This window comes from Ruegeria sp. AI3, from assembly GCF_056541245.1.
In genome coordinates this window covers 39,565-64,579 of record NZ_JBQFYA010000009.1, presented here as the reverse complement: position 1 = coordinate 64,579, position 25,015 = coordinate 39,565, and the positions used below count along the sequence as shown (strand labels likewise).

The following is a 25,015-nucleotide window of genomic DNA, read 5'->3' as shown; positions in this document are numbered from 1 at the left end:
AATTTGGTCGCCAACCTGCTATCGGGCCAGCCCCGCGAATGCAAGCGGGACCGGGCGGATCAATAGCTGTATTCGGGGAAAATCCGGGTCAGGTCGCCGTTCCAGTCGCCATTGTAGTGTTCCAGCAACTCATCGGCAGGCACCTTGCCGGTGTCAATGCTTTCCTTCAACGCGTTCAGGAAATGCGTTTCATCCGGGACCAGACCGCCAGCACCGGGGAAAGCACGGGCTTTCAGACCAGCCTCAGAGATCGCCACGACCTCACGCGCCAGATCGTGCATGTTGATGTCTCCGACCTGGGCCTGCAGGCCTTTGACCGCCGCCTGAACACGCAGTTCCTCGCGGGTTTCAGCATCCCAGGTTTTGACCAGATCCCACGCCGCATCCAACGCGGTTTGGTCATAGGTCAGGCCGACCCAGAAAGCCGGCAGCGCGCACAGACGACGCCACGGGCCACCATCGGCACCGCGCATTTCCATGAATTTCTTGATCCGCGCTTCGGGGAAAGCCGTGGTCAGATGATCGGCCCAGTCGGACAGAGTCGGTGTCTCACCCGGCAGTGCGGGCAGCTCGCCCTTCAGGAAGTCGCGGAAGGACATGCCCAGCGCGTTGATATACTGGCCGTCGCGATAGACGAAATACATCGGCACATCGAGCGCGTACTGCACGTAGCGCTCGAACCCGAAGCCCTCTTCGAACACGAAAGGCAGCATGCCGGTGCGCGCATCGTCCAGATGCCGCCAGATGTGGCTGCGCCAACTTTTCTGGCCGTTCACCTTGCCCTCAAAGAACGGGGAGTTCGCGAACAGCGCCGTCGCCACCGGTTGCAGCGCCAGCGCAACGCGCAGTTTCTGCACCATGTCGGCCTCGGATCCGAAGTCGATATTGACCTGAACCGTGCAGGTCCGGCGCATCATGGCGCGGCCCATGGTGCCAACTTCTTCCATGTAGTCGTTCATCAGCCGATAGCGCCCCTTGGGCATCAGCGGCATCTCTTCATGGGTCCAGATCGGAGCCGCGCCCAGACCGATGAACCCCACGCCGATCTCATCGGCGATATCCTTCACCTCGCGTAGGTGGGTGTTAACCTCATCGCATGTCTCGTGGATCGTCTCGAGCGGAGCGCCTGACAATTCCAACGCGCCGCCGGGTTCAAGGCTGACATTTGCGCCGTCTTTTTCTAGCCCGATCAGATGGCCCGCTTCACGCACCTCGGCCCAGCCATGGCGGTCGCGCAGCCCCTCAAGCACCGCAACGATGGAACGCTTGCCCTCGAATGGCAGCGGTTTGAGGGTGTCTTTGCAATAGCCGAACTTCTCATGCTCGGTCCCGATACGCCAATCGGCCTTGGGCTTGCAGCCCGATTCCAGATATTCGGCCAATTGCTCGTGGCGCTCGATCGGACCGCCGCCGGACTGAGGGATGGACATGAACCGATCTCCGATCCTGATGTGTCTGTCTTATCGGTCAGTCCTGAGCGCAAACCGCGCCAGTGTCAATGCAGCCTAAGGTGGGCCGGGCGCGAGGAGGTTTTTTCCCAGATCACTACCGGATGGCGCGACCCGCCGTGGAGTTCGGCCAGCATCTGTTGCGTTTTCAACCCCGGCAGCGCCGAGAACACGTCGAATAGCGCCTCGGCCCCTTCTGCATTCACAGGAATGTGAAGCGTCGGTTGACCCGGTTGGTCCAACACCCAATGCGCCGGGCTTGAGGTTGGATCAAGCGCGAGTCGCTCGATCTCGCGCGTTGCCACCATGCCGCCATCCAGCGGGCCGAGATAGGTGATCTGCCCCTCATCGACGCTGACTACGCCCTGCCCGCCTGCGCCGGTACGGAACCGGGCACGCTGCACGCCGATCACGGTCAGAGCGACTGCGACAGCCACCAGTACCCAGCCCAGAACGCCCAGCAGACCGCCGGGTCCACTGACCCAGCTGAGGCCCAAAACCAGAACGAAACCGGCAGCGACAACTTCGCGCCAGCGCCAGAGGGCCAATTTGGCTTCGGGTCGAATGAAACTCATGTCGGTTTTCCTGTTTCAGCGCTTGGACATGGTGGGCGATCCCCAGCCCCCTCAAAATCGGGCCGAGCGGTACAGAGTTCAAGAGGGGGCTTGGTTTCCTGACCTAATCCCGGAAGGCGCGGTCTTTGACGCGGATCACCGGTTTGGTCAGATATTCCAGCACCGTCTTCGGCTCGGACAGCATATCGACCTGCGCGACCATGCCGGGGATCACATCCAGTTTCTGCCCATCGGCATCGGTCAGCGAGCCGTCCAGCTGGATCTCGACCACATAGACCGAGGTTTCCCCATCCGGGGCCAGAATCGTATCCGCGCCGATCCGCGTCACCCGCCCATCCAGCGCGCCATAGCGCGAGGCGTCATAGGCGGTGATACGCACCTTCACATCCTGATCGGGCCGGATGAAGGCGATGTCATCGGGGGCTACATAGGCCTCGACCGTGACGGTGTCGCCAAAGGGCACGATCTCGGCCACGGTCTGGCCTTGCTGCGCCACTCCGCCCAGCGTCGAGATCAACACCTGATTGACCACACCCCGCGCCGGGGCACGGATTTCCGCCCGCGCCAATCGGGCCTGAAGCGCAGGAATGCGGGTTTCAAGCGCGGCCAGCCCGGCCTGCGTTTCGGTCAATTCGCGGTTGGCGATCGAGCGAAACTCCCGCTTGCGGGCCACGATCTGGCTGTCGATCTCGGTCAGTGCAGCCTGCGCCATCAGAATACGGTTACCGGCGTCACTCAACTGCCCGTTCTGACGGCTGAGTTCCCGGCGCAGGTCGATCATAGCGATGGGGCTTTCGATCCGACGCTCGACCAGAGGCTGGATCACGCTGATCTCTTCCTCCAGCAGGCCGATGGTCTCATTGTTCACATCCTTGCTGATCCGGGCGGCCTCGATCTCGGCCAGCTTGATCTCGCGGCGGGCGTCCAGAACCTCAAGATCGGCGGTCAGATGTGCTGCCATGGCCGAGAACAGATCCCGTTCCGCGTTTAGCAGTTTCCCCTCAACGCCCTCGCGATCAGGCATGTCGAATGGCTCTCCGTCAATCTGCGCCTCAAGCCGGGCGCGGCGCAGGCGCAGGGCGGTGGCCTCGGATACGGCGGTGTCCAGCTCGGCCCGCAGAAGCGCGGGGTCGAAGCGCATCAGAACGTCCCCGGCCTCAACCGTATCGCCGACGCGGATGTTGATCTCAGTGATGGTGCCGGTTTCCGCCGCCTGAACCACCTGCACAAGCTGCGAGGGCACCACGCGCGCCTCGGCCCGCGTTACATCGTCGATCTCGGTGAAATAGGCCCAGGTCAGCACAACGGCCAGCAAAGTCACGACCGACAGCAGGATCAGGCCACCGGCGGCACCACGCCTGCCGCGCAGCTCGCGCGCTGTTGCGGTGAAATCTGCCCCGGCCATCCTTACGCCTCCTTCACGGCGCGCGCTGCCGGGCGGTTGCGGACCAACATATCGTCCTTGCTGCCGTCATAAGTGACCTTGCCGCCATTCAGAACAATAACCCGGTCGACCAATTGCAACAGGCTGGTTCTGTGGGTCACCAGCACCAGCGTCCGGTCCTCCGATAGCCAGCCTTTCAGGTTCTCGATCACCTGCGATTCCGTCTGCACATCCATGCCCGAGGTCGGCTCGTCCATCACAAGCGTCGGCGGATCACCAATCAGCGCCCGCGCGATGGCCACCGCTTGACGCTGCCCGCCAGACACACCTGCGCCGCCCTCATGCACCTGCATATCGTAGCCATGCGGATGCGCCGCCGCGATGCGGTCGGCCAAAGAGATGGCGGCCTTGCTATGAACCTCATCATCCGTCACGCCAAAGCGCCCGGCGATGATGTTTTCGCGCAGCGTTCCCGAGAACAGCCAGCAATCCTGCAAGACGGCGCCAATGTTGCGCGTCTTGTCTGCGGGATCCACGGCGCGCGCATCCAGACCGTCCAGCAGCACCGCACCGTCATCGGGTTCGTAGAGGCCCAGAATGAGGCGCGCCAGCGTGCTTTTGCCCGACCCGACAGGGCCGAGAATGGCCACCTTCTCACCGGGTTTGATCGACAGGTCGATATCCTTGAGGATCGAGCCCAAGGCCTCATCATAGGCAAAGCTGACGCCTTTGAATTCGATCTGCCCCGCGATCGTGCGGCGCGACAGGTAGCGGCGACCGGCCTCACGCTCGACTTCCTGCTGCATCAGCGCGTCGATCTGGCCATAGGCGACCCGCGCCTGATTCAGCCGCGTTAGCACCTGCGCCAATTGCGACAGCGGGGCCAGCGTCTTGCCCGTCAGGATCACACAGGCGATCAGCGCGCCCATCGAGATCACCCCGTCCCGTATCAGGAAAACGCCATAGAACACGATGGCGACCTGCGCGATCTGCTGCACCAGAAGCGTCAGGTTCACCGTGCCCTGAGACACCAACCGCGTCTTGCCGGAACTGTCCGCTTGCGCCCGCACCGTATCGTCCCAGCGAGCGCGCATGACCGGTTCCGCACCGGTGGTCTTGAGCGTCTCCATCCCCGTCAGGGTTTCCATCAGAACCGATTGTTTGGTCTGCCCATCAACACTGGATTCGCGCGCATAGCGGCTGAGGAACGGCTGCGCCAGCAGGCCGGACAGCAGAGTAATCGGCACCGCAATCGCCGGGACCAGCGCCAGCGGGCCGCCGATGGCCCAAATCACCCCGATAAACACCAGCAGGAACGGCAGATCGACCAGCGCGACCAGAGAGGCCGAGGTGAAGAAATCCCGCACCACCTCAAAATCCCGCAGGATTGAGGCCATGCGCCCGTTCTGCCCGCCCCGCGCCTTCATCTTCAGCGCCATGAGTTGGTTGAAGAGACGCTCTGCAATCTTCATATCCGCGCGCTTTCCGGCCGTATCGATAAAGCGCGACCGCAGGTTCTTGATCAAAAAGTCGAACAGCAGCGCGAACCCGACCCCGGCGACCAGCGCCAACAGGCTGTCCACGGCCTCATTCGGCAGGATGCGGTCATAGACAACCATCGTGAACAATGAGGTCGCCAGCCCCAGAATACTGGTCACCATCGCGGCGAGGATGATCTGAACATACACGCCACGCAGATCGCTGAACGCCGACCAGAACCAATGGCCTTGCGGCGTCGTGCGATCCTCCTCCGAGCGCCGGGCGCGTGAGGCGCGCAGGATCCAGCGCGCTTTGGCAATACGCTGGTCCTTGCGACGCCAGATCTGAGGCTCCGACGATCCGCTACTGGCATCTATGACAAGAAAGCGGTCCTTGTCTTCGCGGTCGAGCACCACAAACGGCACCCCATCCGCATCGAAAGCCAGGACCGGGAACAGGATCGGGTCGAGCTTGAGCAAGCGTGCCTTACCAAAATCAGCCTTGTAGCCCGCCGCTTCAAGCGCGCTAACCGCGTCTTTGACCGCGTAAGCCTCACTGCTGCTTTTGAAAACGCGAAACAGATCCGCTTCGGACAGCCCGTGGCCCAACCGCTCTGTCAAAAGCTGAAGATGGGTGATCAGCGGGTCTGTGGCGGTTGGGGTCATGGGAATATCACAAGGTTGGATCAGTCGGTTGTGCGACGCCCAGCGCATCCAGAATATCGCCTGTCACCGCAAGCACCGCATATTCAGCCCGGCGCGCCTGTGCCTCAAGCTGGATGACCCGGACCTGAGCCAGGTTCAGCTCGCGCAGAGCATCCAGAATCTGCACGATGGTCGACCGTCCGATGTTGAACTGCCCCCGCGCTGCATCAAGTGCCTGTTCGTTGATCTCGACCGCACGGCGGGCCGTCGCAAGTCGTCGCTGGATCGAGTTCGTCTCTTCTAGAGCCTGAGACAGATTGCGCTGCAATTCGCGGCGCAGCTCTTCTGCATCGGCCTCACTTTGCTGCAGATTGGCCCTTGCCGTTTCCACATTGGCGCGGGCCGAGCCACCCTGATAGATCGGGACATTCACGCCCAGACGGGCCTGCGCCCCATTGTCGATACTGCCTTCGTTGAAGTCGGTCTCAAGGATCGCGGACAGGGTCGGGCGCGTCGCGCGCTCGGCCACGACAACCTCTTGCTGGCGTACCTCACTGACGGCGACCTGTGTTCGTAGTCGCGGGCTGCGTTCGACCATAGCCTGCGAGGTTGTGCCCGCCAGAACCGGTGCCGGAGGGATGGTTGGAATGGCACTCGGGCGGCTGCCGAACACTTCGATCCAGGTGGCGGTTGCCAGTTCGACATCTGTTTCGGCCTGCGCCAGCTCGGTTTCTGCATTGGACTGGCGGCCCTGACCCGCCAGCAGATCCGCCACCGATCCGGCACCGGCATCGAACCGGGATTGCAAATCGCTGACCAACGCCTTGGTGCGTTCAAGGTTTTGTCGGGCCTGATCTTCAAGACGACGGTTGCGGTCAAGGTCAATGATGGCCTCAATCGCCTCAAAGCTCTGAGCGCTCAGCTCTGACAGCTCGCTCAACCAGGTCTGACGCGCCTCGATCTGGCGCAGCCCGACACGGCCTGAAACCTTGCCGCCGTCATAGATGATCTGGCTCAACCTCAGGATCGGAACCGTATCCCCGTCAGAGGTCAGAGAGGTTTCGGCGTTTAGCTGGGGTCGGAACGCACCCCTTTCGGCCTCGATCCGGGATTGCGAGGCCAGAACATTGGCGGTTCCAGCCGCAGTCGTCGGCGACGTGGCGACAGATCTGCGCACCAGTTCGGCAAAGTCCGTGCGCGCGACGCTACCCTTCAGGTTGCTTTGCGCCGCCGCAGGCTGCGCGGCGGGTTCGGCTGCAGGGTCGAACGACTGCGTGCCCTGCAAATCCTCACTGCACCCCGCCAAAACAAGTGTGGTCATCACAACCGACAACCAAGTCTTCATGGTGCCAACGCTCCTGGTTTTAGTTCAGCGCCCTCCAGAAGATCATCGGTCAATGCATCCAGAAAGGCGCGGTCTTCTTCTCGCGTTACAGGAGTATTTTGCGGTTGGGAAGCAACCTCGGGCCTTGCCGTTCTTTTTAAATGCGTGCGTGACAATAACTGCGCATATGCCGCCCCCAGCGCACCGGATTTCGCAAGTTCAGACAGGGTATCTGCTGGCAGAGCGCGCAGGGCGTCCTCATCCGTTTGGAACAGCTGGCCCGTGTCACTGGCTTGCTGCGGGGTCGGTTGCAGAATACCCGCCTCATGCAACGCAGCACCGATTTTACGCAGCGCATCCAAGCCTTTGACAAAACGAGAGAACGCGTTGGCAACCGGCTCTAACCTCGGGTGCAATTGCGCACCGTCGTAAATCGGGTGCCCGGTTTCGCCGATACAGTCAGGGTCTTGCCAGATGCCAAGCACGAAACTGTCCGCGTCCGACAGAAGGGTGAACGGATACATGCGTAGCAAGAACGGCACATGGTTGAATTTCAGCCTGGCGTCCGAACGCAAGGGCGCAAGCGCGTGCCACTTGCCGTTGGCCTGCGCAAAATACCAGGGCATCTCAAGCGTTACCGAGGACAGTTCCGACGCCCCGACCAGAACCGAGGGCACATGATCAACAAAACCGAAATCGGAAGGACTGCGCCAGTGTAAACCGGCGCAGTCCTTGTGTGTCAGAGGTCGCGGCGTGATCGCGACGGGTGAAGTCATGGGCACCCTCCGGGGTGTTAAACCAGCTCGGACGCGGGTGGCAGATCGATCTCGGAATATTGCAGGAAACCTTCAATATTGTAACCACCGAGATTGCTGCCCGAAAGCCCGCTGACATCCGCATTGGTGAAGCTCGCGATTGTGTCGCCAAGGGTATAGTTGACCCCCGGTGCGCCACTTTCGATCAGATCCTGCAGCACGGCGTTGCCGCCTTGATCGAAGAACAGAGCGTATTCGCCCGGTCCAATCGGATCAAACGTTGCCGCGATGGAATTCAGGTCCGCCTGATCAGTCGCGTCATCGACCTCCCACGCGATCGAGAACTCGGCCGGATCATACTCGACTACGATGCGATCGCCGGAGTCTTCGCTATCGGTGAAGCGGAAGCCGTTGATCACATTGGTGCCCGAGTCGGCTGGGTCGATATAGATGAACGCACGATCCTCTGCCGGGGTGCTTCCTGCGATATCAACCGTATCGGCTCCATCCCCGACGATGATGGCCGCATTGCCGCCGCCGTTGAAGGTGACAGCATCGTCGCTACCGCCCGCCTCGATCCAGTGATCGACGCCTTCGATACGGATATCCTGCGCCGCATCATCGGCGACAACGATCAGATCGCGCGCGCCAAGGCCGAGCGAGTAGTCGATCGCACCTTCATTCGTGGCGCTGTCGAGCATTGCAGCAAAGTCAGCAAACGGAATTCCCAGATCAGTCAGCGACCAGACCGGGCTGCCATCCAAGGTAAGGTTGGCTGCGTCGACCGTGCCCGAGAGAACTTCGCTGCCGGGTAGGCCGGACAGAGACAACCCACTGCCGGTGACCGACAAGGCGTAGTTTTCCGCTGCACCAACTTCGAAGAATGTGAACTCGGTCGTCGATTGCGTCTGCAGGAACTCGGTGATGTCCGACGCGATAAGAGCAAGGTTCCCCGCACCAGCGACTGTCAGCGTGGCCGGATTGTTCATCCGCCCGGGTGTCAGCGACAGAAGCTCCTCCGCGATCGAGTTTTCAAGGTCCTGTGCGCGCCATCCGACCAGTGTGACAGAGTCGTCAGGGCTGAGGTTGAAGCGCAGGGACGGCTGACCGTCGAAGATGACATCCTCATAGTCCGGCAGCCCGAATTCAAAGGCACCATTCCGAGCTTGTAGTTGATCGACGTCGATATCGAAATTGTAGACGACATCATGACCCTCACCCACAATGAAGATGTCCTCGGACGCACCACCCGTATAGGTGTCTACACCGCCGCGCCCTTCAAGGACCGAGCCGGTATCCGCCGCCGTCAGTGTGTCATCGCCGGTACGCGAGCCACGAACCTCTTCGACATTCGACAACGTATGGGTAAAGGCTTGGCCGTCCCAAATACCGGTTGCGATACCTGTTTCCAGGTTCACCGTCACGCCGGTGGTGACATCGCCGCGGTCATAACGCACGACGTCATACCCACCAGCCGCATTCAGAACATCCGTACCTGCGCCCAGAATGAAGCGTTCATCCCGGTCCGAGCCGGTCACGTTGTCATCCTCGTCAAAGGTCCTCAGCTCGATCCGACCACCCGAGCCGGTCACGTTCAGGTCAATGGAACCACCTGCAAAGGTGATGTCGCCGGTATCAAGGTTTGCAGTCGTCGCGCCACCGCCCGTATCAATGCGGATGATGCCCGAGTTCAGATTGGCGTTAATGGTGTCATTGCCGCCCGCATAAAATGCTCCGAACCACGAGAAACCGCTGCCCTGAGTGATGTTGATCGTGTCATCCCCAGAGGTGCTCGAGATTCCCAGACCAAAGGCTTCGCCAGCTGCAAGCGGATCGGTAATGGTATCCACGCCATCCCCGCCCTTGTTGACCACACCATTGTTGTTGGCAAAATCAACGAAGGCCTCTATCGGTCCGGTCAGCCCGTCATAGCGCAACTCGACAAAGCTCTCACTGTCCACGTTTGACAGAAAAAACTCATCATCCCCGAGCGAGCCGTTGATGACGTCATCTCCATCACCGCTAGACAGCGGGTTGATGAAGTCATTGCCATCGGTTCCATCGATAACATCCGGACCGTCCGTTCCGATGATCGGATTGACCGCAAAGCGATCCGCGTATTCCTGCTGGAAGTTCGCAACCGTCCAGTCTTCGAACAGGATCGTCGCGCCATCCGGCAGGGTAATCCTGACATCATCGCCGATCTGCTCGGCGTTTTGCACGGCCAGAGCGACCTCTTCATCTGTGGCATTGTTGTCCAGTTCGATGTCGTCGATCCCGGCCTCAAAGTCGCGAATGATGTCATTACCACGTCCAACGATGAACAAGTCTTCGCCAGCGTTGCCCTGCAACGTATCATCACCTTCGCCGCCGATGAGGATATCCTCACCCGCGCCGCCAGTGATGGTGTCATTGCCACCGCGACCATCCAGGAACGCGTCCGTATCCGCCGCAGTCAGGGTATCATCTCCCGTCCGAGAACCGCGCACTGCTTCGACATTGGACAAGCTGTGTTCAAAAGCCTGACCATCCCACAAGCCGGTCGCGATCCCGGTGGCAAGGTTCACGGTCACACCCGTCGTCACATCACCACGGTCATAGCGCACGGTGTCAAAACCTGCGCCACCGTCAAGCGTGTCGGTCCCTGCACCCAAAATGAACCGCTCATCCGCGTCCGAACCGGTGATGAAATCGTCTTCGTCAAATGTCCGCAGCTCTATCCGACCGCCAGAGCCTGTCGCATTCAATTGGATGCTTCCGCTAGCAAAGCTGATCAGGCCAGTCGAAAGATCGGCCGTGGTCGCCTCACCACTTGTATCGACACGGACGATACCTTCGTTCAGGCTGGCATTGATCACGTCATTGCCACCGGCATAAACAATCCCAGCCCACGAAAAGCCAGTACCCTGCGTGATATTGTAGGTGTCATTGCCAGCGGTTCCGACAAGACCGATACCAAGAGATTCCCCGGTTGTGTTGGGGTTGGTCAGCGAGTCGAACCCGTCCGCGCCCTTGTCGACAAAGCCCGTATTGTTGGCATAGTCGATCGAGGCCGTGATCGGGCCGTCTAGCACTGAATAATTCAGCTCGACAAAGCTTTCACCACCCGAGTTCGAGAAGTCGATCTCATCATCTCCAGTCGAGGCGTTGATGAGGTCAAACCCATCATCATTGCCCTGCGGGTCGATGAAGTCATCACCAGCGGTACCGTCCAGAACATCATCACCAAACGTGCCGATAATGTCGGAACCACTACCCCCGATTTCATCTTGTAGATCCGCTACAGTCCAACCCTCGAACCGCACAGTCGCACCGGTTGAGACAAAGGTGACAACTACTGCGTCGCCATCTTGCACTGCGTCTGCAATGGCTTGATCGATTTCGGCCTCGGTATAGGCAGGGTCCAGCTCGATTGTGTCGATGGCGTCGCCCTGATAGTCCTGAATGGTGTCGTTGCCACGTCCGACAAAGAACGTATCCGCACCATCACCACCGATCAGCAGATCATCGCCAGCACCGCCGACGAGCGTATCGTCGCCGCCACGCCCCTCAAGCCGCGAACCGGTATCAGCCGCCGTCAGCATGTCGTCGCCCGTGCGTGAACCGCGCACGCGCTCAACATTAGACAGACTATGGGTAAAGGCCTGACCGTCCCAAATACCGGTTGCGACCCCGGTTTGCAGGTTGACTGTCACACCATCGGTCACGACAGCACGGTCATAGCGCACAAGGTCGAACCCACCGCCCGCATCCAGCGTGTCAGTGCCTGCGCCCAGAATGAAACGCTCATCCGCATCAGAGCCGGTTACGTCATCATCACCATCGCCGGTTTCCAATTCAATCTGGCCGCCGGAGCCGGTCACGTTCAGATCAATCGAGCCGCTGGCGAAAGTGATATCGCCCGTGGTCAGATCCGCCGTGACATCTTCTTCCACCGGGCCGGTGGTCACCGCATTCACACGCACGATGCCGGTGTCCAACGTTACGTTGACGGTGTCATCTCCGCCTTCGTAGAAGATGCCCGCCCATGTCTCGACACCGTCCTGAACGACAGTAAATGTGTCGTCGCCCTGCGTCCCAACAAGGCCGATCCCGAACGCCTCGCCCGGAGTTTCCGGGCTGATCAGCGTGTCGGTACCATCGGCATCTTTATCCACCGAACCCGTGTTGTTGGCATAGTCCAGTGTAACGTTGATCGGGCCGTCCAGCACGGCGTAGTTCAGTTCAACAAAGCTGGTGCCGCCGGATGTGCTCAGGTCGATCTCATCATCTCCCAGAGAGCCATTGATGATATCGAGACCACCGGCCTCACCGTCGTTGCCTTCCGGGTTGATCGTGTCGTCACCGGGTGTGCCATCCAGAACGTCATCACCCGGAGTGCCGATGACGTCGGAACCACCACCTGCATTTTCGGCCTGTAGCTCGGCAACCGTCCAGCCTTCCAGCCGGAGCGTTGCACCGGTCGAGACGAAAGTGACCACCACAGCGTCGCCATCCTGCACCGCCGCCGCAACGGCTGCGTCGATTTCGGCCTCGGTATAGGCAGGGTCCAGCTCGATTGTGTCGATGGTGTCGCCCTGATAGTCCTGAATGGTGTCGTTGCCACGTCCGACAAAGAACGTATCCGCACCATCACCACCGATCAGCAGATCATCGCCAGCACCGCCGACGAGCGTATCGTCGCCGCCACGCCCCTCAAGCCGCGAACCGGTATCAGCCGCCGTCAGCATGTCGTCGCCCGTGCGTGAACCGCGCACGCGCTCAACGTTAGACAGACTATGGGTAAAGGCCTGACCGTCCCAAATACCGGTTGCGACCCCGGTTTGCAGGTTGACTGTCACACCATCGGTCACGACAGCACGGTCATAGCGCACAAGGTCGAACCCACCGCCCGCATCCAGCGTGTCAGTGCCTGCGCCCAGAATGAAACGCTCATCCGCATCAGAGCCGGTTACGTCATCATCACCATCGCCGGTTTCCAATTCAATCTGGCCGCCGGAGCCGGTCACGTTCAGATCAATCGAGCCGCTGGCGAAAGTGATATCGCCCGTGGTCAGATCCGCCGTGACATCTTCTTCCACCGGGCCGGTGGTCACCGCATTCACACGCACGATGCCGGTGTCCAACGTTACGTTGACGGTGTCATCTCCGCCTTCGTAGAAGATGCCCGCCCATGTCTCGACACCGTCCTGAACGACAGTAAATGTGTCGTCGCCCTGCGTCCCAACAAGGCCGATCCCGAACGCCTCGCCCGGAGTTTCCGGGCTGATCAGCGTGTCGGTACCATCGGCATCTTTATCCACCGAACCCGTGTTGTTGGCATAGTCCAGTGTAACGTTGATCGGGCCGTCCAGCACGGCGTAGTTCAGTTCAACAAAGCTGGTGCCGCCGGATGTGCTCAGGTCGATCTCATCATCTCCCAGAGAGCCATTGATGATATCGAGACCACCGGCCTCACCGTCGTTGCCTTCCGGGTTGATCGTGTCGTCACCGGGTGTGCCCGACAGCTCATCATCGCCGTTGGTGCCGGTGATCGTCTGACCAACCGCACCCACCAGAACCGACCGATCGGTTGCCGCGCTGGTATTGCCAAGCGCATCTTCGGCGACCGCAGTCACCTGGAAATTCGAGGTCGGCACATCCGCCGCAGCGAAGATGACCGAGAAATCACCATTCACGTCAGCAGTTGCTTGCTGGGATTCCGCACCGATTGTGACGGTGACGGTGCTGAACGCCTCGGCCGTGCCCGAGATGACCAGATCATCGGCTTGCTCGGACGGGTCGATGAAATTGTCACCAGCGACCGCGTCCAGAAGCGGCGCGTCAGGTGCGGTTACGTCAACCGAGAAACCGCCGCCATCAACCGACCCGCTGGACAGAGAGGTCGGCGGCAGAGTTGCCACGGCAGACACCGAATAGTCGCCGCTGGAGTCCGGCAGATCTGCCTCAGCGAAGGTCACACTCCAGCTGCCATCGGGGTCAACGACGGCCTGCTGATCCTGACCATCGATCGTTACGGTGACGGTGCTGCCCAAACGGCCCATGCCAGATACCACCAGCCCGGCGGCCAGTTCGGTCGGGCCAAACGTGCCCGAGACCGGGGTGATTGTGGGCGTCAGGGTCGAAATCGGCTCAACCGTCACGGCCTGAGTGGCCTCGTCACCGGTATTGCCTGCCGCGTCCGTGGCCGTTGCGCTGACCGAGAAATCCGCGTCCGGTACATCCGCCGCTGCAAAGGTTACCGAGAACACGCCACCATCGTCGGCGACGGTGGTTTCCACGACCCCGTTGATCTCTACCTCTACCGAGGCGAAGGCCTCGGCGGTGCCGATGATGGTCAGGTCTCCGCCCTGCTCTTCCAGGTCCAGAGCGTTGTCGCCCGCGACGCTGTCAATCACCGGCGCATCGGGCGCGGTCACATCGACCGAGAACCCGCCGCCATCAACCGATCCGCTGGTGAACGCGGTTGGAGGCAAGGTCGCCACGGCAGACACCGCGTAGTCGCCCGTCGTCGCAGGCAGGTCTGCCTCAGCGAAGGTCACGCTCCAGTTGCCGTCGCCGTCCACGACGGCCTCCTGATCCTCAGCATTAATCGTCACGGTGACCGTGCTGCCGGCGCGGCCTGTCCCGGTGACCGTCAGGCCGGCTGCCAGATCATCCGCACCCAGGACACCCGAGACTGGATCAACGGTCGGGGTCAAGGCTGAGACCGGCTCGACCGAGATCGCCTGCGTTGCCGAAGCGCTGGTATTGCCCAGATCATCCGACGCCACAGCGCTGATGGAGAAGTCCGAGGTCGGAACGTCAGCGGCATCGAATGTGACGCTGAACACGCCCCCCACACCGGCCACGTCTGTCAGGGTGACGCTGCCGATTGTGACCTCAACCGTCGCACCTTCATCCGTGGTACCGGTTACGGTCAGGTCCAAGCCACTTTCTTCCAACTCGATGGCATTGTTGCCTGCGACCACATCGAGAACAGGCGCGGCGGCGGCGTCCAGATCGACCGAGAACCCACCGCCCGAGACCGAACCGCTGGAGAAAGAAGTACCCGCCAAGGCCGCCGTAGCAGAGACCGTGTAGTCCCCCGTCGCGTCCGGCAAATCGGCCTCAGCAAAGGTGGCTGTCCAGTTGCCGTCGCCATCAACGGTTGCGTCCTGCGTGACGCCGTCGATATCGACGGTCACGGTGCTACCCACGCGGCCCGTGCCGGACACCACCAGCCCTGCGGCCAGTTCGGTCGGACCAAACGTGCCCGAGACCGGCGTGATTGTCGGGGTCAGGGCCGAGACCGGCTCGACCGTTACGGGTTGCGTCGCCGCGCTGCTTTCATTGCCCAGCGGGTCCGTCGCCGTGGCGCTTACCGAGAAATCCGTACCAGGAACATCGGCCGCGCCGAAGGTGACCGAGAACGCGCCACCCGCATCCGCAATCGCTGTTTCAACCGCGCCGTTTAGGGTAACCTCAACCGTTGCGCCGGCCTCGGCGGTACCGGTGATAGTCAGGTCCGCGCCCTGCTCCTCAAGCTCCAGCGCGTTGTTGCCCGCGATGGTGTCGAGCGACGGCGCATCGGGGGCTGTCAGATCGACCGAGAACCCTCCGCCGTCAACCGGCCCGCTGGTGAACGAGGTCGGCGGCAAGGTTGCCACGGCAGAAACCGTATAGTCGCCACTTGCACCTGGCAGATCTGTCTCGGCAAATGTAACACTCCACGTACCGTCACCGCCAACGGTTGCGCTCTGATCCTCGCCGTCGATGGACACGGTGATCGTGCTGCCTGCGCGGCCTGTGCCGGTGACCGTCAGGCCCGATGCCAGTTCCGCAGACCCCAGCGTACCAGAGACTGGATCAATGGTCGGGTCCAGATTCACCTCAGGCTCAACCATGATGTCACGATCAGAAGCGTCACTAGTGTTACCTAGGCTATCAGCAGCCTCGGCTGTGATGGTAAAGTCGCTATTCGGGATGTCGCTTGCATCGAACGTGACGCTGAACGAACCATCGGCGGCGGCGTTATCCGTCAGAGTGACCCCGCCGATCGTCACGGCCACAGTGGCGCCCACCTCGGCCGTGCCTGAAACCGTCAGATCCGACTCGCGTTCCTCCAATGCCAGAGCGTCATCGCTGGACAACGTGCCCAGGACAGGTGCATCCGGTGGTGTCAGATCAACATCAAAGCTGCCACCCGAGACGGCCGGAACGGTGAACACAGATGCCCCAGAGGGCGCAGCCGCAACCTCAACCGTGTAAGCCCCACTTGCAGCGGGGAAATCAGAGGCGTCGAACGTGAACAACCAATTGCCAGCGCCATCAACCGTCGTGGTCCGGCTGGCGTCAGGTGTCGCATCATCGCCATCGCTGAAGGTCACACGAACGATGCTGCCAGGGCGGCCAGTGCCGGACATGACCGGAGCGCTATCCAAGTTTGACGGGCCGTAGGTACTCAAGAAGTCCTCAGACAGGACAACCGGTTCCAGCGGAACGATATTGTCCGCCTCATCGGCAAGATCTGCAGGATCAGTCGTGGCGATATCACCCGACTCAACCAAATCGACCAATGTACCCTGTGCAACTTCCTGGTTGGCGACGATCTCGTTTTGCAGGGCATCAAGATCACCGGGATCCGCATTCTCTACGGCTTCATCAATATTCTCGTTCAGGGCCTGAACACCATTTGCGATCGCGCTGGCCTCGCCCGCTTCAACCTCAGCCTCTTCCAACGCTTCTGCAATCGCATCGGCGTCACTCAGAACCGAAGACGGATCGGGATCACCGGGGCCAGCCGCCGCGTCCAGCAATTGTTGAGCGAGCGATGCGGCCACGGCCTCGGAGGCGTTTGAACTGCCCTGAGCATCGGATTGCGTTGCCGCCGCTGCCGAGATGATTGCGGCAACCTGAGCGGCCGCCGCAAACGCTGCGGCATCCGAAGGGTCGCTGGCGCTTTCGATCTCTTGAACTGGGTCAAGCTCCAACAGGTTGGTGTCGCTGCCCAAACCCAGCGCGGCGGCCAGTTGCTCATTTGCTTCGGCTGCGGTCAGCGGCGTGTCGCTATCGGCGCTGGCTTCGACAAGGCTCTGTACAAGTGTGGTCAGCGGGGTGATGACGGTTGAACCCGCCGGTGCCGTCAGAGTGCCCGTGAACGCCTGGCCCGTCGAGGAATCCGTACCACCAATCGACACAATCTTGGCAGTCGGGTTGGACGGATCCAGGGTAATGGAATAGTTGCCCTGTGCATCAGTGGTTGTATTCGGCTCACCGGCGTCAAAAATCGTGTTGCCGTTCAAATCCTGAAAAACGGTGGCGTTGACCAAATAGCCGTCTACGACCGTACCCGTGGTGGGGGCAGTCGTCGATCCCGAGCCACCTCCATCGCTGCTGCCACCGCCACCTCCGCCACCACCGGCGGCTCCGGCCAAGGCAAGCCCTCCGCCGACTGCGGCCAGCGTTCCCCCGGACACACCTCCGCCCGCGGCTGCGGCTTCTGTCATCTGCAGCGCAACTGCCTCAGAGACCAGAACATCGCTGCCAGACACGGTGAAGCTACCCGCAGGCAGGCGCATGACGGCTCCGTTTTCCAATGTGACCTCGGCGGTGCCATCGGGCAGAACCTCAATGGACTTCACCCCGTCCAATGTGCGCAGAGACACCTCCGAAGACTGCGCTTGGGCAGACTCAGCACTCAACAAAACAAGGACTAGCGCGGTACTACCAGCGGCCAGCTTGGCAGCGGATTTGGCCGCCAGTTGCTTAAGAAAGTCGCCTCGCTCTTTGGTGTCGGTGGGAACCCGCACAGGTTGCGCCAATGTCTCTGGCAGCGCATTGATAGACTGATCGAATTCGGCTGAGACACCGCGCAGCTCAACAGTAGATAGGGAGAACGAAGGCGTGCGGGCCAGGCGGCCTGTCAGTTGCGACTGCATATTCATGTGAGAGGTGGCTCCATCGAAAATACTGGTAAAGCGAGGCCAAAAACGGACCCCGACTATTCGTCGGCGAAAATTTGCTACCTCACTCTAGGAAACAGGCGGCGTTCGCCCAAGGTAGAGATATATATACCTTCACAGGTTAATTAGGTTTTCTTTCAAAGCTATGGCGAGCGCCTGTTCACGGGTCGACGCCCCCAACGCCTTGCGCGCCAGTGAGAAATGCTTGTTCACCGCCGCTTCGCTGATGTTGAGACGTTCGGCGATGCGGGCCGTCTGACACCCACTGGCCAGCAACTCCAATACTTCTTGCTGACGTTGCGAAAGGACCTGAGTCATTGCTTTCAACTTTAGATTGGCTGGTGAGTGAATGGGTTCGGTAATGGAAGTGGCCAGCAAAGCCGCCAGCATCGTCAAATCGACAGCACTGTTGTTATGCGCAGCTTTCATACTGTCGCTAGAACAAAGCGTCACATAGACCCCGCGACGCCCAGGCTCGCCAAAGCGAGACCCGATCAATGAGGCCAGGCCGGCAGACTTCAACCCGTGATCCAGGGCGTATTCCTTGTCAGATCGCGCATCAACGCGTTTCATCTGGCCGGATTCAACAATGTGGTATTCGTTCTGCCAGGCCAATGTCTCGAGCATGGCGTCCACCGACATGTAGTCTTCTTCGAGATACTCGGTGATCCAGTCTTCTGGCATGTTGGTGTTCATCCAGAAGATCTGCTTTTTTATCCCGTCGGCCTCACCGACCAGGATCGCCTCAATACCCTGTTTCTGAGACTGCGCGACAGCTTCATTCCATCGGTCTTCTGCAGAGGTGAGTCCGGCCAAAGCATCAACGAAATCAATCAGCGCGTTTTTCATGACGACCAGCGGCGTCCACTTCACTTGTTAAGTTCACATTAAATCAAGAAATAGAGAAATTAAAATTTAGTCAACATTTTGATGCTTTTCGGACCCTGAAGAGGCAGTTTACTTTCAAAGGCTTGACCAGAAATGCAGGCCTGCAAACATTCATATAATTTGTATCGTTTTGAGAGAAGCTACCAATTTCTCGAAATCTGCCACGACAAATAATTTTGATCACGTGGTCGATACTTTTTTCAGACTGTATTTTCCTGCGATACAAACTCGTCAAATTGCCGCCACTGTCCGCGAGCAGCCAGGGCCTGCCCAAATTGAACTCACACTAAAACCAATCCCCCAAGGCCTGCTGCCACATGGTCAGCGCGGCTACCGCCGCCGTATCCGCGCGCAGGATTCGCGGGCCGAGGCTAACCACGTGCGAAAAGGGCAGCGCAGTCAAACGCATGCGCTCTTGGTCCGAAAACCCGCCCTCGGGGCCAATCAGAATGGCCCAGGGCTGGCCTTTTTCCTGCGCGGCCAATCGTAGGGCTGAACCGACCTCGGCCTCATTGCAGAACATCAATTGCCGATCCTGAGGCCAATCCTCCAGCACACGGTCCAGTTTTTGCAGATCCACGACCTCGGGCACAAAAGTACCGCCGCATTGTTCGGCGGCCTCAACCGCATGCGCCTGAAGCCGGTCCTGTCGGATACGCTCGGAGTTTGTATACTCCGTCTGCACAGGCATAATGCGCGCGGCCCCCATTTCTGCGGCTTTCTCGACAATGAAATCCGTGCGCGCCTTCTTGATCGGCGCAAACAGGAACCACAAATCCGGGGGCAATTGCAAAGGCTTGGTCTGCTGCCGGCAGGACAGAACGCCACCGCGCTTGCCCGCCTCAGAGACTTCGGCCAGCCATTCGCCATCCCGGCCATTGAACAGCGCAATCTGCGCGCCGATGGATTGCCGCATCACGCCGAACAGGTAATGCGCCTGCTCACGCGTCAAAGGAACCGATTGCCCCTGACCCAAGGGCTGCTCTACATACAGTCTGATCTTCGCACTCATGAGACCCTACATATGCAAGGCAATGCTCCAACACCAGACGGTCAGGTCGCTGATGCTGTCACCGGCAATTGGGTGGACACCCGCGCGCCCGCCTTCACCCGCCCCTACCTGCGGTTGAGCCGGGCGGACCGGCCGATCGGAACGTGGCTGTTGCTGATCCCCTGCTGGTGGGGGCTGGCGCTGGCGATCCTCAGCGATGGCACGCCGCGGCTGGAGGATGCATGGATTGTGGTCGGCTGTGCCATTGGGGCCTTTTTGATGCGCGGTGCGGGATGCACGTGGAACGACATCACCGACCGTCATTTCGACGCGCAAGTCGAACGCACAAAATCCCGTCCGCTCCCTTCGGGTCAGGTCAGCGTGCGGCAAGCCGTGATCTGGATGGGTCTGCAGGCACTGATATCGCTGGGCATTCTGCTCAGCTTCAATACTGCAGCTGTCCTCATGGGCGTTCTGTCGCTGGTGCCAGTTGCCCTCTATCCCTTTGCCAAACGCTTCACATGGTGGCCGCAGGTGTTTCTGGGACTTGCCTTCAACTGGGGCGCGCTGCTGGCCTGGGTCGCCCATACCGGGTCGCTGGGCTGGCCTGCGGTGATGCTGTATCTGGCGGGTATCGCGTGGACGCTGTTCTACGACACGATCTATGCGCATCAGGATACCGAGGACGACGCGCTGATCGGTATCAAATCCACCGCGCGTTTGTTCGGGGCGGATACGGCTAGATGGCTGAAGTATTTTCTAATCGCCACAATCTCGCTGATGGGATTGGCAATCATTGATGCTGGCGTGCCGGATTCACCGTTCTGGATTGTCACGATTGCGTTGGGCGGACCATGGGCCATGGGCTGGCATATGCTATGGCAGCTGCGCAATCTGAACATCGAGGACAATGCCAAATTGCTGATGCTTTTCCGGTCGAACCGGGATACCGGCCTAATTCCGCTGATCTTCCTCTGCGTCGCGCTGCTGCTCTGATTGCACCTGCGCGCCGGGGCCTGTACAACCCCGCCCAAACGCCCGAGGAGTCTGAAGCCCGCATATGCGTCTGCCCTATTTTGTAGCTGTTTGCCTGATCTTTCTCGTCTCTGCCGGCCTGTCCCTTTTGGCTGCGGGCTTTGCCGTGACAAAGGTCGAAGACGCCTCGGAATTCGCCGTCCGGCGCGCGCTGGACCTGAAAGGTCACAACTGGGCCGAGGTCGAATCCGACGGTCTGCGCGTCATCCTCACAGGCACCGCGCCGGATGAGGCGATCCGCTTCAATGCCCTGACCGCTGCTGGGACCGAGGTCGATACCTCTCGCGTCATTGACGAGATGGACGTGGCCGCCACCTCGGAGCTGGCCGCCCCCAGGTTTTCCGTGGAAATCTTGCGCAATGATAGCGGTGTCTCGGTGATCGGCCTGATCCCGGCCAGCGAGGACCGTGAGTCCCTTATGGACGGGTTACAGGCGCTGGACGGCGACCATACCGTCTCGGACCTAGTTGAGACAGCCGACTACCCAAAACCCGATGGCTGGGACGATGCGCTGGCCTATGCCGTGCTGGCCCTGTCCGACCTGCCCCGCGCCAAGATCTCGGCCAGCCCCGGCCTTGTCCGGATCACTGCCATTGCCAACAGCCAGCAGGAAAAAGACAGGTTGGAGCAAGATCTGACCCGCGCCGCGCCGCCAAGTGTCCGCATCGGTTTGTCCATATCAGCCCCGCGTCCGGTGATCACGCCCTTTACCCTGCGCTACCTGATTGACGAGGCCGGAGGGCAGTTCGACGCCTGTTCCGCCCAGGATGAAGACGCCCGTGATCAGATCATCGCAGTAGCGGAGGAGGCCGGTCTTGCCGGACCCTCATTCTGCACCATTGGTCTGGGTGTACCCTCCCCCCGCTGGGCAGAAGCCGCAGAAAAGAGCATCAACGCGCTTGCTGAAATCGGGCAAGGATCGGTGACGATGTCGGATGCGGATATCACTCTGGTCGCAGCTCAAGGCACGAACTCAGCGCTGTTCGACCGCGTCGTGGGTGAGCTGGAAAACGCATTGCCCGAGGTGTTCGCCCTGCATGCCGTGCTGCCTGAACCCGAGGTTGCGGATGAGACCGGGCCCGTTGAGTTCTCTGCCACCCGCAGCCCTGAGGGCCTGATCCAATTGCGCGGCCGCGTCGGTGACGACGTTCTGCGCGACATGGTCGACAGCTATGCCCGTGCGGCGTTTGGGTCCGACAATGTCTATACCGCGACCCGCATCACCTCGGATTTGCCGATGGACTGGCCCGTACGCGTTCTGGCCGGGCTTGAGGCCCTGTCCCAACTGCATAACGGCGCATTGACTGTAACGCCCGAGTTGGTCGACCTGAACGGCATCAGCCATGATGAAGAATCCAAGGCTCGGATCGCGGGTCTGCTGTCGGACAAGCTGGGCGATGCGCAGAACTTCAACCTGTCGATCACCTATGTCGCCCCGCCCGAACCCGAAGACGCACTGCCCGATCCTGAACTCTGTGAAGAAGGTATCGCTGAAATTCAGGCCACCAGCAAAATCGCGTTCGAGCCGGGCTCGGCCACCATAGCTGCAGAGTCGCGCGATACGGTCAATCAGATCGCCGATATCTTGCGTGATTGCGGTCCGATCCGGATGGAGATTCAGGGCCATACCGACAGTCAGGGCCGCGAAGAAATGAACCAACAGCTCAGCCAGGCGCGCGCGCAGTCGATCCTGAACGAGCTACGCGGACGGCGCATACCGACCTCAAGCTATACAGCCGTCGGCTATGGCGAAACACAGCCAATCGCCGACAATGACACCGAAGAGGGCCGCGAAGAAAACCGCCGGATTGAGTTCCGCCTTATCCGGCCGGAACCCACCGAGGCCTCGGAAACCGGCCTCGAGGCGCTTGAGACCGGGGCGGAAGACCAGACCGAGACGTCCGCATCAGAAAATCAGACCGAGACGACCGCGCCGGATGCGGAAGCAGAGGACCAGTAAGTTGAACAGAGTAGAATTCATCATCGCCACCGCCGTCATCCTGTTCGCGGCTTTCTGCATGGGATGGTTTGCAAACTGGCTGGCCCATCGCCTGTCCCGCGTGCGCCAAAGTGACGTCGCCGATCTGGACCGTATGAGCCAGGAACTGCACGAGGCCGAGGAAACCCGCGATCAGGCCATCACCTATCTGCAGCAGCGCGAGGCCGAGCTGACCAACCAGCTGACCCAAACCGAGGCAGAACTGGCCGCTGCCATGGACGGCCTCCGCGCCGCCCGGCAAGAGGCCGAAGAAATGCGCGGACGCATCAACAACGCGGACTAGTAAGACCCGCCGGGTCTTTTGTCTCGCGCTCCGTTCAGACGACGACACGGGAGCATGCGCCGCCGTCGAAGTTAGTGATGGCGGTTCGGATTTTACCTGAGTCATCCGGCAACACGAACGTCCCAAGTCTGCTGAAAGCGCGGCAGAGTCTTCGTATCCCGGTTAAACCCGAAGCGCCTGCGCGGCTTGGGTCGGCGGATTTTAGCCGGTCTGACTCCGGTTTCTTTAGTTTTTCAACAAATTCAACATAATGAATGAGTGTGTTTTTGCCTGCACACAGAACTGTCCTTTTTCTGTAAAACTGGAGTCTATCATGAATTTCCAAGTTACTTTGAAGACCGCCGCTACCCTTGCCGCATTTGGCGCAACTGCCGCCTTCGCCTCAAGTGATGTTATCCCGTCCGAGAATGACACGTTTTCGAAATGGGGTGAGGAATCCGGCTGGACTATCTATGTCGATGATACCCGCGGCTCATGCCTCATTGAGCGTGTTGACGAAAATAACAACGTCGTACAGATGGGCCTGACCAAGGATCAGGAAATGGGATACCTTGGTGTCTTCACTCAGAATGACATTGGCCTAAAAGGCAAAAAGGAAGACATTATCCTGTCGCTGGACGGCAATGTCTACGAAGCCAAAGCCTACAAGAAGACCAAGCATCTCGCGGAAGGGTATACAGGAGGCTACATTCTGGCCAACAACCCGCAATTCGTTGAGGACGTCATGAAAAAGTACGATATGACAGTCTTCCCGGAAAAAGAGAGCGGATTTACCGTAAGTCTTGATGGCACCTTGAAAGCGATCGAGGCGGCGCGGACCTGCAATACGGAGCAGAATAGCTAAGCTATTCCATTTGGCCCGGCACTTGGAAACGGGTGCCGGAGCCGACCTCTACCACCGCGTCAGGGCGTCTTCGTCTTCGTCCTTCGCGGCCACCCATTCGGCACCTGAATTGGTGATCTCTTTCTTCCAGAACGGTGCGCGGGATTTCAGGTAGTCCATCAGATATTCTGCCGCTTCAAACGCATCCTTGCGATGCGGTGCGGCTGTCGCGACCATCATGATCCGGTCGCCCGGAGCCAGCCTGCCGTGGCGGTGGATCACCAGAACATCACCCAAAGACCAACGCTCCTTGGCCTCTTCCGCGATCTTTGTCAGAGCGTGTTCGGTCATGCCGGGATAATGTTCGATCTCCATCACATCCAGATCGCCCGAGGCCAGATCGCGCACGACACCCGTAAAAGTCACGATCGCCCCGTTGGCGTCATCACCAGCGGCAAAGGCATTGGCCTCGGCCCCCAGATCAAACGCCTCTTCCTGAACCGCGATCCGCATCTCAGCCGCCCGTCATTGGCGGGAAGAACGCAACCTCACGCACACCGGCCAGAGGGGCATCAAAATCCGACAGTTCCTGATCCAATGCCACCCGAAGCGCAGAGAGATCGGCAAAGGCCGCGGCATAGCGATCCTCGCGTGCGCTGAGTTCAGCTACCAGATCAGACACGGTCGCAGCTTGCGTTTCGACCTTTTCTTTCGGCAGGCCGATACGTTCGCGAACCCAAGCGAAATACAGCACGTCCATCGGTTAGCTCTCCTTCAGATGCGGCATGGCTTTACGTAGGTAATCATAGCCGCTGATCAATGTCAGCGTGGCGGCAATCCACAGCAACCACAGGCCAATGCGTCCTGACCAGAACATCCCCTCAAGGTGCCAGCGGATGTTGTTGATGTCCTCAGCCTCTCCGGTCAAGACCTGATCTATGATCGTGGGATCCATACCAAACGTGGCCATAACGAAGTTGTGCTCGAATATCCCCTGCGAGAACAGAATGGCGATGGCAAACATCTGGGCCGTGGTTTTCCACTTGGCCAGCTTCGTCACCTTGAGCGTTCCGGCGACATCACCCAGATATTCGCGCAGGCCCGAGACGAACACTTCGCGAAACAGGATCACGGTGGCCGGCAGCACCAGCCACGGGGTCCAATGCTCGGTCGAATAGCCAACAAGGATCATCAGCGCGATGACGACCATGGCCTTGTCGGCAATCGGATCCAGCATCGCGCCCATCTTGGTTTCCTGCTTCCAAGCCCGCGCCAGATAGCCATCAAACCAGTCGGTGATCGCGGCGGACATAAACAGGATCAGGGCGAACCAGTCGGCATAAGGGCGGGTGAAATACAAAAACATCACGGCCAAACCGGGCGCGGCCAGTAGGCGGAGCAGGGTCAGGATATTGGGCAAGTTCCACTTCATGAACCGACACT

16 protein-coding genes are annotated in these 25,015 nt (G+C 60.0%); 4 read left to right on the top strand and 12 right to left on the bottom strand.

Features of this window, described 5'->3' with window-relative positions; translation table 11 throughout:
- Positions 1 to 59: 59 nt before the first annotated feature.
- From ACRZ95_RS14280 to ACRZ95_RS14240, 9 genes are all read right to left on the bottom strand, one after another.
- Positions 60 to 1,430 (bottom strand): glutamate--cysteine ligase, encoded by a 1,371-nt coding sequence (locus tag ACRZ95_RS14280; RefSeq protein WP_170553793.1) that lies wholly within the window; start codon positions 1,428 to 1,430, stop codon positions 60 to 62.
- 65 nt (positions 1,431 to 1,495) lie between these two features.
- A complete protein-coding gene (locus ACRZ95_RS14275) occupies positions 1,496 to 2,023 on the bottom strand; it encodes a hypothetical protein (RefSeq protein ID WP_170481003.1) in 528 nt (175 codons plus the stop codon).
- A 103-nt stretch (positions 2,024 to 2,126) separates the two neighbouring features.
- Positions 2,127 to 3,428 carry an HlyD family type I secretion periplasmic adaptor subunit gene (locus ACRZ95_RS14270; protein WP_170678621.1) on the bottom strand — a complete coding sequence of 434 codons (1,302 nt, stop codon included), beginning with the start codon at positions 3,426 to 3,428 and terminating at the stop codon, positions 2,127 to 2,129.
- A gap of 2 nt (positions 3,429 to 3,430) precedes the next feature.
- Complete coding sequence (locus ACRZ95_RS14265) at positions 3,431 to 5,551, bottom strand: type I secretion system permease/ATPase (RefSeq protein ID WP_170678619.1); 2,121 nt, start codon at positions 5,549 to 5,551, stop codon at positions 3,431 to 3,433.
- A gap of 7 nt (positions 5,552 to 5,558) precedes the next feature.
- A complete protein-coding gene (locus tag ACRZ95_RS14260; RefSeq protein WP_170678617.1) occupies positions 5,559 to 6,875 on the bottom strand; it encodes a TolC family protein in 1,317 nt (438 codons plus the stop codon).
- A complete protein-coding gene (locus ACRZ95_RS14255; RefSeq protein ID WP_170639838.1) occupies positions 6,872 to 7,630 on the bottom strand; it encodes a SapC family protein in 759 nt (252 codons plus the stop codon). The genes ACRZ95_RS14260 and ACRZ95_RS14255 overlap by 4 nt, the downstream gene beginning before the upstream one ends.
- A gap of 17 nt (positions 7,631 to 7,647) precedes the next feature.
- Entirely contained in the window at positions 7,648 to 17,535 is a 9,888-nt protein-coding gene (locus ACRZ95_RS14250) for an Ig-like domain-containing protein (RefSeq protein ID WP_480555096.1), read from the bottom strand.
- A 132-nt stretch (positions 17,536 to 17,667) separates the two neighbouring features.
- A complete protein-coding gene (locus ACRZ95_RS14245) occupies positions 17,668 to 18,402 on the bottom strand; it encodes a helix-turn-helix transcriptional regulator (protein WP_480555094.1) in 735 nt (244 codons plus the stop codon).
- 325 nt (positions 18,403 to 18,727) lie between these two features.
- Positions 18,728 to 19,453: a 16S rRNA (uracil(1498)-N(3))-methyltransferase gene (locus ACRZ95_RS14240; RefSeq protein WP_170681600.1), complete on the bottom strand. Its 726-nt coding sequence runs from the start codon at positions 19,451 to 19,453 to the stop codon at positions 18,728 to 18,730.
- Between the two features lie 12 nt (positions 19,454 to 19,465).
- Here ACRZ95_RS14240 and ubiA point away from each other — a divergent pair, with 12 nt between their 5' ends.
- The 4 genes from ubiA to ACRZ95_RS14220 all read left to right on the top strand — a co-directional run bounded on the left by ubiA (position 19,466) and on the right by ACRZ95_RS14220 (position 23,593).
- Positions 19,466 to 20,428 (top strand): 4-hydroxybenzoate octaprenyltransferase, encoded by a 963-nt coding sequence (ubiA, locus tag ACRZ95_RS14235; protein ID WP_170681599.1) that lies wholly within the window; start codon positions 19,466 to 19,468, stop codon positions 20,426 to 20,428.
- A gap of 64 nt (positions 20,429 to 20,492) precedes the next feature.
- A complete protein-coding gene (locus ACRZ95_RS14230) occupies positions 20,493 to 22,427 on the top strand; it encodes an OmpA family protein (RefSeq protein WP_170681597.1) in 1,935 nt (644 codons plus the stop codon).
- A 1-nt stretch (position 22,428) separates the two neighbouring features.
- Positions 22,429 to 22,749: a hypothetical protein gene (locus tag ACRZ95_RS14225; RefSeq protein WP_170379160.1), complete on the top strand. Its 321-nt coding sequence runs from the start codon at positions 22,429 to 22,431 to the stop codon at positions 22,747 to 22,749.
- A 313-nt stretch (positions 22,750 to 23,062) separates the two neighbouring features.
- A complete protein-coding gene (locus ACRZ95_RS14220) occupies positions 23,063 to 23,593 on the top strand; it encodes a hypothetical protein (RefSeq protein WP_170462571.1) in 531 nt (176 codons plus the stop codon).
- A 48-nt stretch (positions 23,594 to 23,641) separates the two neighbouring features.
- Here the strand turns inward: ACRZ95_RS14220 and ACRZ95_RS14215 are convergent, their stop codons facing one another.
- The 3 genes from ACRZ95_RS14215 to pgsA are packed head-to-tail and all read right to left on the bottom strand — an operon-like array spanning position 23,642 to position 25,004.
- Complete coding sequence (locus tag ACRZ95_RS14215; RefSeq protein ID WP_170681595.1) at positions 23,642 to 24,085, bottom strand: molybdenum cofactor biosynthesis protein MoaE; 444 nt, start codon at positions 24,083 to 24,085, stop codon at positions 23,642 to 23,644.
- 1 nt (position 24,086) lies between these two features.
- Positions 24,087 to 24,332, bottom strand: a complete 246-nt coding sequence (gene moaD / locus ACRZ95_RS14210) for a molybdopterin converting factor subunit 1 (protein WP_170379166.1) — start codon at positions 24,330 to 24,332, stop codon at positions 24,087 to 24,089.
- Between the two features lie 3 nt (positions 24,333 to 24,335).
- Positions 24,336 to 25,004, bottom strand: a complete 669-nt coding sequence (gene pgsA, locus ACRZ95_RS14205; protein ID WP_170379168.1) for a CDP-diacylglycerol--glycerol-3-phosphate 3-phosphatidyltransferase — start codon at positions 25,002 to 25,004, stop codon at positions 24,336 to 24,338.
- Positions 25,005 to 25,015: the final 11 nt, after the last annotated feature.

Coding starts and splice junctions, on each gene's coding strand:
- ACRZ95_RS14280 (WP_170553793.1), bottom strand. CDS start 1,430: ATGTCCATCCCTCAGTCCGGCGGCGGTCCGATCGAGCGCCACGAGCAA.
- ACRZ95_RS14275 (WP_170481003.1), bottom strand. CDS start 2,023: ATGAGTTTCATTCGACCCGAAGCCAAATTGGCCCTCTGGCGCTGGCGC.
- ACRZ95_RS14270 (WP_170678621.1), bottom strand. CDS start 3,428: ATGGCCGGGGCAGATTTCACCGCAACAGCGCGCGAGCTGCGCGGCAGG.
- ACRZ95_RS14265 (WP_170678619.1), bottom strand. CDS start 5,551: ATGACCCCAACCGCCACAGACCCGCTGATCACCCATCTTCAGCTTTTG.
- ACRZ95_RS14260 (WP_170678617.1), bottom strand. CDS start 6,875: ATGAAGACTTGGTTGTCGGTTGTGATGACCACACTTGTTTTGGCGGGG.
- ACRZ95_RS14255 (WP_170639838.1), bottom strand. CDS start 7,630: ATGACTTCACCCGTCGCGATCACGCCGCGACCTCTGACACACAAGGAC.
- ACRZ95_RS14250 (WP_480555096.1), bottom strand. CDS start 17,535: ATGAATATGCAGTCGCAACTGACAGGCCGCCTGGCCCGCACGCCTTCG.
- ACRZ95_RS14245 (WP_480555094.1), bottom strand. CDS start 18,402: ATGAAAAACGCGCTGATTGATTTCGTTGATGCTTTGGCCGGACTCACC.
- ACRZ95_RS14240 (WP_170681600.1), bottom strand. CDS start 19,453: ATGAGTGCGAAGATCAGACTGTATGTAGAGCAGCCCTTGGGTCAGGGG.
- ubiA (WP_170681599.1), top strand. CDS start 19,466: ATGCAAGGCAATGCTCCAACACCAGACGGTCAGGTCGCTGATGCTGTC.
- ACRZ95_RS14230 (WP_170681597.1), top strand. CDS start 20,493: ATGCGTCTGCCCTATTTTGTAGCTGTTTGCCTGATCTTTCTCGTCTCT.
- ACRZ95_RS14220 (WP_170462571.1), top strand. CDS start 23,063: ATGAATTTCCAAGTTACTTTGAAGACCGCCGCTACCCTTGCCGCATTT.
- ACRZ95_RS14215 (WP_170681595.1), bottom strand. CDS start 24,085: ATGCGGATCGCGGTTCAGGAAGAGGCGTTTGATCTGGGGGCCGAGGCC.
- moaD (WP_170379166.1), bottom strand. CDS start 24,332: ATGGACGTGCTGTATTTCGCTTGGGTTCGCGAACGTATCGGCCTGCCG.
- pgsA (WP_170379168.1), bottom strand. CDS start 25,004: ATGAAGTGGAACTTGCCCAATATCCTGACCCTGCTCCGCCTACTGGCC.